The organism is Mesorhizobium sp. CAU 1732 (assembly GCF_039888675.1).
Classification (GTDB): domain Bacteria; phylum Pseudomonadota; class Alphaproteobacteria; order Rhizobiales; family Rhizobiaceae; genus Aerobium.
The window spans coordinates 20351-33283 of record NZ_JBDQQR010000003.1; the positions used below are offsets into that span (position 1 = coordinate 20351).

The 12933-nt window shown below is 63.4% G+C and carries 12 protein-coding genes; 4 read left to right on the forward strand and 8 right to left on the reverse strand.

From position 1 onward, the window contains the following. The first annotated feature begins 73 nt into the window (after positions 1-73). Positions 74-286: a hypothetical protein gene (locus tag AAFN55_RS21735; protein WP_347801088.1), complete on the forward strand. Its 213-nt coding sequence runs from the start codon at positions 74-76 to the stop codon at positions 284-286. A 224-nt stretch (positions 287-510) separates the two neighbouring features. Here the strand turns inward: AAFN55_RS21735 and ugpC are convergent, their stop codons facing one another. The 7 genes from ugpC to AAFN55_RS21770 form a co-directional block, all read right to left on the reverse strand. Beyond that, on the reverse strand, positions 511-1599 hold the full coding sequence (ugpC, locus tag AAFN55_RS21740) for a sn-glycerol-3-phosphate ABC transporter ATP-binding protein UgpC (protein ID WP_347801089.1): 1089 nt from the start codon (positions 1597-1599) through the stop codon (positions 511-513). Between the two features lie 13 nt (positions 1600-1612). Next, complete coding sequence (gene ugpE / locus AAFN55_RS21745) at positions 1613-2461, reverse strand: sn-glycerol-3-phosphate ABC transporter permease UgpE (protein WP_347801454.1); 849 nt, start codon at positions 2459-2461, stop codon at positions 1613-1615. 67 nt (positions 2462-2528) lie between these two features. Further along, positions 2529-3413, reverse strand: coding sequence for a sn-glycerol-3-phosphate ABC transporter permease UgpA (gene ugpA, locus AAFN55_RS21750; protein WP_347801090.1), 885 nt, complete (start codon positions 3411-3413; stop codon positions 2529-2531). 70 nt (positions 3414-3483) lie between these two features. Then, positions 3484-4794 carry a sn-glycerol-3-phosphate ABC transporter substrate-binding protein UgpB gene (gene ugpB, locus AAFN55_RS21755; RefSeq protein ID WP_347801091.1) on the reverse strand — a complete coding sequence of 437 codons (1311 nt, stop codon included), beginning with the start codon at positions 4792-4794 and terminating at the stop codon, positions 3484-3486. Between the two features lie 243 nt (positions 4795-5037). Beyond that, positions 5038-5649, reverse strand: coding sequence for a glutathione S-transferase family protein (locus AAFN55_RS21760; RefSeq protein WP_347801092.1), 612 nt, complete (start codon positions 5647-5649; stop codon positions 5038-5040). A gap of 103 nt (positions 5650-5752) precedes the next feature. Beyond that, the gene (locus AAFN55_RS21765) at positions 5753-6613 is read right to left on the reverse strand and encodes an EAL domain-containing protein (RefSeq protein WP_347801093.1); all 861 of its coding nucleotides are present in this window, start codon (positions 6611-6613) and stop codon (positions 5753-5755) included. Further along, positions 6610-7548, reverse strand: coding sequence for an EAL domain-containing protein (locus AAFN55_RS21770; protein ID WP_347801094.1), 939 nt, complete (start codon positions 7546-7548; stop codon positions 6610-6612). The genes AAFN55_RS21765 and AAFN55_RS21770 overlap by 4 nt, the downstream gene beginning before the upstream one ends. Before the next feature lie 189 nt (positions 7549-7737). On the opposite strand from AAFN55_RS21770, the gene AAFN55_RS21775 reads away from it, so the two are divergent. From AAFN55_RS21775 to AAFN55_RS21785, 3 genes are all read left to right on the forward strand, one after another. Beyond that, the gene (locus tag AAFN55_RS21775; protein WP_347801095.1) at positions 7738-8940 is read left to right on the forward strand and encodes a pyridoxal phosphate-dependent aminotransferase; all 1203 of its coding nucleotides are present in this window, start codon (positions 7738-7740) and stop codon (positions 8938-8940) included. Between the two features lie 156 nt (positions 8941-9096). Then, complete coding sequence (locus tag AAFN55_RS21780) at positions 9097-10416, forward strand: dienelactone hydrolase (RefSeq protein ID WP_347801096.1); 1320 nt, start codon at positions 9097-9099, stop codon at positions 10414-10416. A gap of 124 nt (positions 10417-10540) precedes the next feature. Then, entirely contained in the window at positions 10541-12067 is a 1527-nt protein-coding gene (locus tag AAFN55_RS21785) for a bifunctional diguanylate cyclase/phosphodiesterase (RefSeq protein WP_347801097.1), read from the forward strand. Between the two features lie 4 nt (positions 12068-12071). Here AAFN55_RS21785 and AAFN55_RS21790 read toward each other — a convergent pair whose 3' ends face one another. After that, on the reverse strand, positions 12072-12875 hold the full coding sequence (locus AAFN55_RS21790; protein ID WP_347801098.1) for a potassium channel family protein: 804 nt from the start codon (positions 12873-12875) through the stop codon (positions 12072-12074). Positions 12876-12933: the final 58 nt, after the last annotated feature.

Consider the following 12933-nt stretch of genomic DNA (forward strand, 5'->3'; position numbering starts at 1 on the left):
CGTTCCTTTGAGGTTACCGGGCATCGTGTGCGCGTTGCGTCATAACGAAACCGACAGAACACAGGGATCGACCATGCAAACCCTTTCCGATGACTGCGCCAAGCGACGCCTCACGGAGCGTGCGGAGCTGACCGTCGCAGCCGAATTTCTGATTGCGCGCGGGTTCGACAGCGACGAGATCGCGGTACATCTCTCGCGCTTCTATTACATCGACATCGACGCGTTGAACGACGTAGTCTCCACGCTCGCGCCGGCTCATTCGCACAGTTGGAAACACGTCGCCTGACAAACCCTAAGTAGGGTTGTCGCATAGGGAGCAACCCCCACCCCTTACCCCTCCCCACAAGGTGGAGGGGGATTCTGTAAGCGAACAGCTTGTCTTCTACGCCTGCCAATGTGCGATGGCATCAAGGTTCCCCTCCCCCTTGTGGGGAGGGGTTAGGGGTGGGGGTATGACGCTGCTGCTACGCTCGCCGTTTCCGTATGCGATAGCGTTGGACCCAACGGCGATCAGACGCGCCGGCCGGTTTCCGCATCGAAGATATGCGCCATGCCCGGTCCGATTGCGAACGGCAGCACATCGCCCTCCGATATGCGCGCGCTGCCCGGCAGCCGCGCGACCAGCTCGCCCGAACGACCGTCGGCATCGACCGGATAGCCATGCGCCAGCGTATCGGCGCCCAAGGTCTCGATGGTCGTGACCTTGAGCTCGACATCGGCGTTGTTGCGATCGCTCACCAGCGTGAGATGTTCGGGGCGGACGCCCAACAGGACCCGCCGCCCGTGCTCGGGAAGAACGGTGTCGCGCGGCTTGATGGAGCCGCCGCCAGCGAGCGTCAGGCCCTTGGCGGTCTCCCCGCCTTCGGCTGCCAGCAGGTTCATCGCCGGCGAGCCGATGAAGCCCGCGACGAAGATCGATGCCGGCCGCTCGTAGATCGCCATCGGCGTATCGATCTGCTCGGCGATGCCCTGGTTCATGACGACCAGCGTATCGGCAAGCGTCATGGCCTCCACCTGGTCATGCGTCACGTAGATGCTGGTGACGCCGAGCGCGCGCTGCAGGCTCTTGATCTCGATGCGCATCTGGCCGCGCAGCTTGGCATCGAGGTTCGAGAGCGGCTCGTCGAAGAGAAACGCCTTCGGGCTGCGCACGATCGCGCGGCCCATGGCGACGCGCTGGCGCTGGCCGCCCGAAAGCTCCTTGGGCTTGCGTTCGAGATAGTCGGCCAGGCCGAGCGTCGCGGCCGCGTCGCGCACGCGCTTGTCGATCTCGTCCTTGGCCATGCCGCGATTGCGCAGGCCGTAGGCCATGTTGTCGTAGACCTTCATATGCGGATAGAGCGCATAGTTCTGGAACACCATCGCGATATCGCGCTCGGCAGGCCCGAGCGTGTTCACGATCCTGTCGCCGATCGAGACCGTGCCGGAGGTGATCTCCTCCAGCCCCGCGACCATGCGCAGAAGCGTGGACTTGCCGCAGCCGGACGGCCCGACGAGCACGCACATCTGGCCATCCGGGATCGAGATGGAGACGCCTTTGACGGCCTCCACCACGCCGCCATAGGTCTTTCTTACGTCCTTGAGTTCAACAGTCGCCATGGGCGTACGCTTCTCACTTCTCGGTTTCGACGAGGCCCTTCACGAACCAGCGTTGCATGAGCACGACCACGAGGATCGGCGGCAGGATCGCCAGGATGCAGGTCACCATAACGAGGTGCCACTGCGTATCGGCGTCTGCGAACGAGATCATCTTGCGAAGCGCGATGACGATCGTGTTCATGTCGTTGCGGTTGGTGACGAGCAGCGGCCAGAGATACTGGGTCCAGCCATAGATGAAGAGGATGACGAACAGCGCCGCGATGTTCGTGCGCGACAGCGGCAGCAGGATGTCCTTGAAGAACCGCCACGGTCCCGCACCGTCGACGCGCGCGGCCTCGACCAGTTCGCCGGGAATGGTCAGGAAGAACTGCCGGAAGAGCAGCGTCGCCGTCGCGGACGCCATCAAGGGCAGCGTCAGCCCGGTATAGGTGTCGATGAGCCCCAGATCGACCATCACCTTGTAGGTCGGCAGGATGCGCACTTCGACGGGCAGCATCAGGGTGATGAAGATCACCCAGAAGAAGAACATCCGGAACGGAAACCGGAAGAACACGATCGCGAAGGCCGACAGGATCGAGATCACGATCTTGCCGATCGCGATCGCCAGCGCCACGACGGTCGTGTTGAACAGCAGCGTCCCGACATCGACCCCGCCGATGCGCCCGATGCCGCCGAAGAGCGCCGTCGTGTAGTTCTCCCAGAAATGGCTTCCGGGCAGCAATGGCAGAGGCGGGCGCAGGATGGTCTGCAACGAATGCGTCGAGGCGACGAAGGTGTAGTAGATCGGGAACGCGACGATCAGGATGCCGACGATCAGGACCGCGTGCGCAATGTAGCGCGACGTGCGGCTGACGCCGAGCATCCCGCCCTCCTCCTTCCGGCCGAATTTGACGGCCGTTGTCGCCTTGAGCGGCGCGACTGCTTGAGCCTCAGCCATAGTGCACCTTCTTTTCCACATAGCGGAACTGGAAGGCGGTCAGCGCGATGACGATGACCATGAGGATGACCGACTGCGCGGCGGAATCGCCGAAATTCAGGTTCACGAAGCCATCATTGTAGACCTTGTAGACCAGCGTCTCCGTGGCCTTGCCCGGCCCGCCGCCGGTGACGGCGTGGATGATGCCGAACGTGTCGAAGAAGGCGTAGGTCGTGTTGATGACGAGCAGGAAGAACGTCGTCGGCGCGAGCAGCGGGAAGATGATCGTCCAGAAACGCTTGGTCTCGCCCGCGCCGTCGATCGCGGCAGCCTCGATCAGCGATTTCGGGATCGCCTGGAGGCCGGCGACGAAGAACAGGAAATTGTAGCTGATCTGCTTCCAGGCCGCCGCCGCGATGACGAGGCTCATCGCCTGAGGGCCGTTGAGCAGCGGGTCCCACTGGACGCCGGCGGATCGCAGCATGTAGGCGAAGGTGCCCATCGTGGGATTGAACATGAACAGCCACAGCATGCCGGCGATCGCGGGCGCGACCGCATAGGGCCAGATCATCAGCGTGCGATAGAAGCCCCGCGCACGAATGACCTTGTCGGCCATCACGGCGAGAAGCAGCGCGATCACCATCGCAAGCGCTGCCGTCGCGATCGAGAAGATCGCGGTCGTCTGCACGCTGGCGATGTAGCTCGGCTGGCCCAGCACGCGCTGGAAATTGGCGAGGCCGACATAGGCGCTGTTGAGCCCGAACGGGTCCTCGCGCAGCACCGACTGGTAGAGCGCCTGGCTCGCCGGCCAGTAGAAGAACACGGCGGTAATCGCCAACTGCGGCAGAAGCAGCAGATAGGGAAGCACCTTGTTCGGAAACACGACGCGTGGAGACACGGACGATCCTCGATGTTGCGAAACCGCCCGCGTCGAAACGCGGGCGGCTCCGGGCTCGTATGGAGTTTTCTTAGTTGCCGATAGCCTGCTGGATGGCGGCGTTGCCGCGCTCCACGGAGTTATCGAGCGCCTGCTGAGCGGTCTGGTCGCCGGCCAGCATCTTCTCGAACTCCTCGTTCTCGATGTCGCGGACCTGCGGCAGGTTGACGAGGCGGACGCCCTTGGAGTTCGCGGTCGGCTCCTTGCCCATCATCTGCTGGATCGGAATTTCGCGGCCGGGGTTCTCGTCATAGAAGCCCGACGCCTTCGTTGCCTCATAGGCCGCGATGGTGACCGGCAGGTAGCCCGAGACCTGATGCAGTCTTTCCTGGATTTCGGTCTGCGAGAGGAACGCGAAGAAGGCGGCGACGCCCTTGTATTCCTCGTCGGACTTGTTGCCGAACACCCAGAGGCTCGCACCGCCGGGGATGGTGTTCTGAGGCGCGCCTTCCAGATCGTCGTAGTAAGGCAACTGACCCAGACCGTAGTTCAGGCCCGACTTGATGACGTCGCCAAGGCCGCCCGACGACTCGGTCATGATCGCGCACTCACCCGAGAGGAAGAGCTGCTTGGCTTCGGACGTACGTCCGCCGTAGCGGAACGTGTCGTCCTTCGCGAGATCGGCGAAGTTCTGGAAGTGGCGGGCGAAGGGCTCGGTGTTGAACGTCAGCTCGACGTCCGTCGAGGCGAGACCGTTCTCCTCGGTGCCGTACTGGAGGTTGTTCCAGGCCGCGAAGTTCTCGAGGCCGATCCAGGTCAGCCAGGTCGATGTCAGGCCGCACTGCGCGGCGCCGCTGGTCTTGATCGTCTTGGCGGCTTCGAACACTTCCGGCCAGGTCTTCGGCGGATTGTCGACGTCGAGGCCGGCTTTCTCGAAGATGTCCTTGTTGTAGTAGAGGATCGGCGAGGACGAGTTGTACGGGAACGACAGCATCGTGCCGTCCGGCTTGGAATAATAGGCCACGATGCCGGGCAGATACTGGCTCTTGTCGAACTCGGTGCCGCCCATGGACAGGATTTCGGCGACAGGCTTGATCGCGCCTTCCGCGCCCATCATCACGCCGGTGCCGACGTCGAAGACCTGCAGGATGTGCGGCGCCTGGTTGGCGCGGAACGCGGCGATGCCGGCGTTCAGTGCTTCGGGATAGGTTCCCTTGAAGACGGGAACGATCTTGTAGTCGCTCTGGCTCTCGTTGAACTCCTTCGACAGGGTCTCAACGACTTCGTTGTTCGCGCCTGTCATCGCGTGCCACCAGGAAATCTCGGTGACGGCGAATGCGGCGGATGAGGAAAGAACTGTGACTGCGGCGGCGAGGCCGACCGCGAAACCCTGGGTCTTCATGTTACGCTCCCGTATTTCGTTGGCGAAAGATCCGGGCTGCGAACACGCGCGTCACAGTGCGTGCGCGGTCCTCCCAACCCGGTCCCGCAAATGGGAGTATCGACGGTTCATGACAGTTCGACAACAGTTTTGTTTCACGTTCGTGAAATTTCGGAATGGGTATTCCACAGCCATCCGCGACCAAAGCGAAAGAAACCCGAAAGTCCGTTGCCCGCGTTTCGGGTTTCAGATGGCGCTCGCCAGCTAAGGCAGCCACTCAAGCGAGACGTGTCCCTCGTCGGCGCGGACCCGCTCCAGCCACGCTTCGACATGCGGGAACCTGTCCATCGGATAGCCGGCAAACCCTGCGTCCTGCGTGTAGGCGAAGAGCGCGATGTCGGCGACGCTGAGCGCGTCGCCTGCGATGAACGGCGTCTTCGCAAGCTGGCTCTCCATGACCTCGAGCGCCTTGGTGCCGCCCTCGAAAAGTTGCTGCATGCGATCCGGCGTGGCCTGCGATGCGCGCTCGGGATATTTCAGGATAGCGCGGCGAACGGCGATGAACGGTTCGTGGCTGTACTGCTCGAAGAAGAGCCACTGATAGACCAGCGCCCGCTCATGGGAATCTGCCGGAAGGAACCGGGTCCCCTCCGCCAGATGGAGAAGCATCGCGTTCGATTCGGCCAGGAAGCGGCCGTCCTCGAACTCCAGCAGCGGCACCTTGCCGTTGGGGTTCCTGGCGAGATAGGTCGCCGTGCGGGTTTCGCCGGTAATCGAATTGACCGCGACATGACGAAACGGACGGCCGAGCTTGGCCAGAAGCAGCCGCGGCTTGTAACAGTTGCCGCTGTCCGGCATTCCGTAAAGTGTGAGCATGGGGTCCCCTTTGCGTCTGTGACGGCACGACAGTTCCCCAACCCGCGCGCCGATACCAGTCACAACAATTGTCCGATGCTTCAGCGCCGCTGATGGTTCGCAATCAGGAGCGGATGCCGCCGACGAGCGGAACCGGCCGCCCGCCGGCACGCAACAGGTCGGACAGGCGATAGACGGGTGGCTCGACCAGCGTTCCGGCAAGAGACGGTTTGGACAGCACCGCGCCGCTGACCCAGTCCGCGCTGGCGGCGAACGCAGCCGCCGCATGGCCGGCCGTCTCGATCCCCTCGACCATAACCGTCGCGCCGCGATCCTGCATGCGTTCGATCAGGGACTGGAGGAGTGGGACGGCTTCCGGCTTCGCCGTGACACGCGCCAGCCAACGGCTGTCGAGGACAGCGAGGTCGGGACGAAGCGCGCGGATCGCCCCGACGGGCGGATAACCGTCGATGCTGCCGCCGACGGCCGTATGCGCGCCCAGCGATTGCAGCGCGAGCAAGACGCCGCGCGCACGCTCCACCTGGGTCTCGTTGCCGATATCGATACGGGCGACGATGCGCCGTGGATCGAGCTCGGTATCGGCAAGGACCCTGTTCACAAGCGCGCCGATCTCGGACGCCGGCAGATCGTCGTCCAGCGAGAGCCGGCTAAGGTCGATGACGTGGTCGACGTCCTCGATGCCGAGATGCAGCAGGTTTCGCAGGTGAAGCGGAACCTCGAGCCTGTGAACCAGCCGGCGATCGCCGTCGCCGATCTCCCGCAGGAAGATTTGCGTGCGAATCTGCCTGCCATCGCGGAAGACCTGCAATTGCGGGCTCACGGCGGCGATGACGAGGCGATCCCCGGCGATCTTGAAGCAGAGATCGAACGCGGTGCGCAGGACGTGATCGCCAACGCTTGCCGATGCGAGACCAATCTCGTCCAGCGTGATCAGGGTGTCGGGGTCGGAAGGGAAGGTCGTCATCGGGAGGGGCGTCGTCCGAATGTCTTGCGGACCGGCACAGCGGACCTGAGAGCAGGCCTGTCGCCGAAGCCGGGAGCCTCGCCGCCATGCACCGCCGTGTGGTTGTCATGCGAATACGGCTGACGGGCTGCCGGGGTTTCGCCCTCCCGGCGAAATGACGAGAAACTCGTCGGCGCGATCTCCGGCCGGGCGAGGATGTAGCCCTGCACCATGTGCGCGCCGGATTCCTCGGCCAGTTCGAGCTGCCAGGGTTCCTCGATTCCCTCGAAGACCGTCTTGATGCCGCGTGCCGCAAACTGGTCGACCATGACCTTGAGCAGCGCGAAGCCCGGTCGGGAATCCATCAGCCGCGTGATCCACTGCGCGTCGAACTTGACGATATCGGGCTTGAGCGCCGTGACGCGCTCCATGTCGGAATCCTCCGCGCCGTAATCGTCCACGGCAATCCTGAGGCCGTGGTCGCGCAGCGCGGCGACGAAACCGTTGAGCGCCTGTTGCGAGTTCGTTTTCTGCTCCGTCACCTCGCAGACGACGCGCCGCGGATCGATGCCGGCCTCGTGCAGCGTCAGGCGCATGTCGCGAAGCGCGATCTCCGCGATGTCGCGCTCGCCGAAGATGGAGGGATCGAAATTGATGAAGAGCTGCGTCGCCGGATCGAGGAACGCGCCGGCGTTCAAGAGATGAAGCGTGCGGGTCAGCGTCTCGACATGCAGCCGGTCGCCGGCCGGAATGCTGCGGAAGAAGGTGTCCGGCGAGACGCTGTCACCGTTGCGATCGGGACGGATCAGCCCCTCGAAGGCATCGACCGTCAGCTTGCCGTCGTGAAATCCGAAAATCGGCTGGAACGCGGATTTGAGCGTGTAGACGCCCCACACCCCGGTCGTCGTGCGGTCGTCATGCCTGATGATGTGTGCGAGCCAGACGCTGCGCGACACGTGACTTCCTCCATGCCGCCCGCTTCCGAAGAAGCCCCGACCATCGCATGCAAGGATTTATCGTTTCTAAACGTCGCGAACCTTTGCGCATCGCATGGGCCAGACGCGCTTTCGTTCTTGCGATTCGATGGCCGATGCGACATTAAACCCGCGGCCCACAACGTGGCCTTCCCCAACGGAGTTTATGACATGGCCTTCCTCGCCGACGCCCTTTCACGCGTAAAGCCCTCCGCGACGATCGCGGTCACGCAGAAAGCGCGCGATCTGAAGGCGAAAGGCCGCGACGTGATCAGCCTCGGCGCAGGCGAACCCGATTTCGATACGCCGGACAACATCAAGAATGCGGCCATCGACGCGATCCGCCGCGGCGAGACGAAGTACCCGCCGGTGTCGGGCATCGTTCCGCTGCGCGAGGCGATCGCGCAGAAATTCAAGCGCGAGAACAATCTCGACTACAAGCCGGAACAGACCATCGTCGGCACCGGCGGCAAGCAGATCCTGTTCAACGCCTTCATGGCGACGCTGAACCCCGGCGACGAGGTGGTCATCCCCCGCCCCTACTGGGTCAGCTATCCCGAGATGGTGGCGATCTGCGGCGGCACGCCGGTCTTTGCCGACACGTCGATCGAGAACGGCTTCAAGCTGACGGCCGAAGTGCTGGAAAAGGCGATCACGCCGAAGACCAAGTGGCTCCTGATGAACTCGCCGTCGAACCCGTCGGGCGCAGCCTATACCGAGGCTGAACTGCGCGCGCTCGCCGACGTGCTGCTGAAGCATCCGCATGTCTGGACGCTGACCGACGACATGTACGAGCACCTGACCTATGGCGATTTCGTCTTCAGGACGATCGCCGAGGTCGAGCCGAAGCTCTACGAGCGCACGCTGACCATGAACGGCGTGTCGAAAGCCTATGCGATGACCGGCTGGCGCATCGGCTACGCGGCCGGCCCGGTGAGCCTCATCAAGGCGATGGACATGATCCAGGGCCAGCAGACCTCGGGCGCCTGCACGATCGCCCAGTGGGCGTCGGTGGAAGCGCTCAATGGACCGCAGGACTTCATCACCGCGAACAAGGCGATCTTCCAGGGCCGCCGCGATCTCGTCGTCTCGATGCTCAACCAGGCGCGCGGCATCACCTGCCCGACGCCCGAGGGCGCGTTCTACGTCTACCCGTCCTGCGCGGGGCTGATCGGCAAGACGGCGCCGTCCGGCAAGGTGATCGAAACCGACGAGGACTTCGTGTCGGAGCTTCTGGAAGCCGAAGGCGTCGCGGTCGTGCACGGATCGGCCTTCGGCCTCGGCCCGAATTTCCGCATCTCCTACGCCACCTCGGACCAACTGCTCGAAGAGGCCTGCACCCGCATTCAGCGTTTCACGGGCTCGCTCACCTGAGCGGCGCGAAGGCCACCGGAATATCGATCAAAGCCCGGCCCTGCGGTCGGGCTTTTTTCTGAGACTCCGGCAATCGCCGGGCTTTTTGTTGTGCATTGTCACATGGGCGTGCAACCGTGTCGGCTAAACCACCCGGACAATCAGGAGACAATGCCGATGTTGAAACGCATGATGCTGGCGACCGTTGCGGCGGGACTTATGAGTGGTGTCGTGCTGGCGCAGGAAAACCGCATCGACCTCGTGCGTCCCGACGCACCGGAACTCGCCGTGCAGGGCGATCTGGCAATCGGCGTGCGGACGATCGAGCTGAACAATCCCGGCCAGATCGACATCCTCAAGATCGAGGCAGGCAAGGACCTGCCGACCTATGACCGCCCGCTGACCGTCGAGGTCTGGTATCCGGCAGCCGATAGCGGGACGCCGTCGCCTTACGAAGGCGTGTTCCTGCGCGATGGCGAGACGCAGGTGACGCTGCATGGCCGCGCGACGCGCGACGCGGAACCCAAGCCGGCCGCAGAGGGACAAGCCTACCCGCTCGCCATCATTTCGCATGGCTTTCCGGGAAATCGATTCCTGCTCAGTCATTTGGCGGAGAATCTTGCCACGAAGGGTTACGTCGTCGCGTCGATCGATCACACGGATTCGACATACAACGATCAGGGCGCGTTCGGCTCGACGCTGGTCAACCGCGCGCTCGACCAGAAGTTCGTGCTGAACGAGATGGCGCGCATGGCCGGCGAGGACGGCAGCTTCCTCTCCGGTCTGGTCGATGCCGGGAACACCGCCATCATCGGCTATTCGATGGGCGGCTATGGCGCCGTCATCTCGGCCGGCGGCGGCGTGACGCAGACCAGTACGGAGTTCACGTGGGGCGCGCCGGAAAAGACGCTCGCCATCCATCTCGCAGGCTCGGAGACCTACGCCTCCCTGCCCGACGATCGCGTCAAGGCGGTCGTCGCCTTTGCGCCCTGGGGCATGAACACGGGCTTCTGGGACGCCGAAGGCCTGAAGGGCATCGACAAGCCGATCTTCTATGTCGCGGGCAATGCGGACGTCACGTCGCTCTACGAAGGCGGCGTCAAAGACCTCTACGACATGAGCGTCAACGCGCCGGAGCGCTACCTCCTCACCTTCGACAAGGCGAACCACAACGCGGCCGCTCCCATTCCGGCGCCGGTCGAATCGTGGAAGGTGTCCGAAAAGCTCGGCTGGGCGCCGTTCGACCACTACGCCGATCCCGTGTGGGACACGGTTCGCATGAACAACATCGCCCAGCATTTCGTGACCGCCTTCCTCGCCAGACACCTGAAGGGCGACGCGGCCATGGCCGACTATCTCGATCTGGTCGAGGATGCCGAGGCAGGCGTCTACGCCAGGAACGAGGACGGCACCGACAAGCCCGAGCACACCTACTGGAAGGGCTTTGCGGAGCACACCGCGAAGGGCCTCGCCCTCATGCACGCCACGGCGCAGTAGCCGCCATCCTCATCCCGACAGCGAGGGCGCGATTTCCCGATCGTGCCCTCAATTTTTTGCGTTGCACAAACCAGACTTTAAGGCTTGCACGCTAGGTCGGTTCCATGGGCAACGGGGCGCTCCAATGGACATTTTTTCAAGTATCCGCACGCATAGCCAGCGCGGGTATCACGCGGTGCAGGCGATGCTTGCCGCAGGTGCAGCGGCGACGGGATTGTCGATCGCCCTGGATTGGCGAATACGTGGAGCAGGCGAGATCGCTTTCGCCGGCATTGCCATCGGGCTGACGGTCTTCTGCATGGTGATCCTGCATCACCTGCGCATGACGCTGCAGTACAGGCTTAGCCAGGCGGCGATCGCTGAGGAGGGAAATCAGAGGCTCCTCAAGACCGACGCGCTCACCAACGCACTGACCCGGCGCTATTTTCTGGATGAGTTCCGCATCCGCCTCGGCAATCCGCTGAAGGCGAACACGACGGTGCTGCTGCTTGTCGATTTCGATCATTTCAAGCAGTTGAACGACAGCTACGGCCATCCCTTCGGCGATACCGCACTGTGCGAACTCGTCGTGTCGCTTCGCCGGTATTTCCCGCAATCGCTGATCGGCCGGCTGGGCGGCGATGAATTCGCGGTGCTGCTGGAGAACGACGACGTCGCGATGGTGCGCGAGCGCGCGGCGCAGCTTCTGCACACGCTGCAGGACGGCATCAGCTATGAGGGCCGGCAGATATCGATGAGCGCGTCGATCGGGGCGGCTGTCTCCCCCTTCCATGCGTCCCAGTCGAAAGACCTGATGCTGCTCGCCGACACCGCGCTCTACGAAAGCAAGGCCAACGGTCGCGGACGCCTGACGATCTTCGACCCCGAGATGCTGTCGGACCAGCGCCATCGCCGGTTCATCGAGCGCGAGTTGCGTGCCGCCATCTACCTCAACCAGTTGGAAGTGCACTACCAACCCATCGTCAACGCGGATGGCAAGCCCTATGCCGTGGAGGGTCTCGTTCGCTGGCGTCATCAGGTGCGCGGCTTGATCTCGCCGGGAGACTTCATCCCCGTGGCGGAGCGCAGCGGCTTGATCGACGAGGTGGGCGCCTGGGTTTTCAAGCGGGCCTGTCTCGACACCGCATCGTTCGATGGCCTGCGCATCAGCATCAACGTCTCCGGCAGGCAGCTCAAGAACACCGAGCTGGTCGCGATGTTCGAAAAGACCCTGCGCGAGACGGGGTGCCTGGCCAGCCAGTTCGTGCTGGAGATCACGGAGACCGCGGCGACGGCCGCCACGCCGGACGTGCTGGCGCGTCTCGACAAGCTGCGCGAAATGGGTTTCCGCATCGCCCTCGACGATTTCGGCACCGGGCATTGCGGGTTCAATTACCTGAAGACCCTGCCCATCGACAGCATCAAAATCGACCGAAGCTACATCCAGAATCTGGGAACCGACCATGTCGCCCGCGTCTTCGTCAGCGCGCTGGCCGAGATCGCGCGTGTCCAGAACGTGACGATCGTCGCGGAAGGCGTGGAGACCCAGGAAGAATGGGACCTCGCGCGGGCCGCCGGATGCACGCGCTTCCAGGGCTATTTCATCTCGCGTCCGCAGCCCAAGGAGATGCTGGAGCGCGGCGCGCCCACCAAGCGGCTGGCCGTCGTCTGATTGCTCAGTCGCTGTCGTCGGGTATCTTCAGAAGATGCCCGCACGCCTTGCAGTGGACGGCATCGACGTCGTGACGCTGGAGCGCGCATTGCGGGCATGGGAAGAACACCTTGTGCGGCCGGAACAGGGACTGCGCCAACCGCACGAACAGCGAGATGCCGACGATCATCGTGACGATCGAGGTGAGCTTTCCCCAGACGCCGGGCAGCACGATGTCGCCGAAGCCTGTCGTCGTTACGGTCGCGACCGTGAAATAGAGCGCGTCGACATAGGCATCGAAGCCGGCACCCGTGCGGAAGAAGAACGTATAGACGAAGCCGGTGATGACGAAGAGGAACGTCAAAAGGTTCATCACCGCATGAACCGTGTCGCGCCACTCTCCGAAACCGTGTCTCTCGAGCGGTCGCCACAGCGTGCCGCTGCGTGACAGCGACCAGAGCCGCAGGATGCGCAGGAAGCCGAGATTGGCGAGCGACTGCGGGAAGAGCAGCGTCACCAGGATGAAGATGTCGACCAGAACGGTGACCTGCCGGACCCATCGCGAGATGTCGGTCGAGGCGAGCGCACGCGCGGTGAGGTCCGCGGCAAGCAGCGCGGCGACGGTGTAGTCGATCCAGAGGAAGGATGGTCGCTCGATGAGGATCGGGGTGGCGATGAAGAACGCGATGATCGCCAAATCCACAATCGTGACCGCGAGCTGAAACCGCAGCGCGGCCTTCGACTGCCCGTGATACAGGCGCCGCAGCCTGTCGCGGATCAACGCGAGACCGATCAGGGGTTCTTGTTCTTCGTCCGCCGCAGCACTCATCGATACTCGCATAGCCGTACCGCTCGACGGCGTCCAGCAGATGCGAATCCGGAACCCT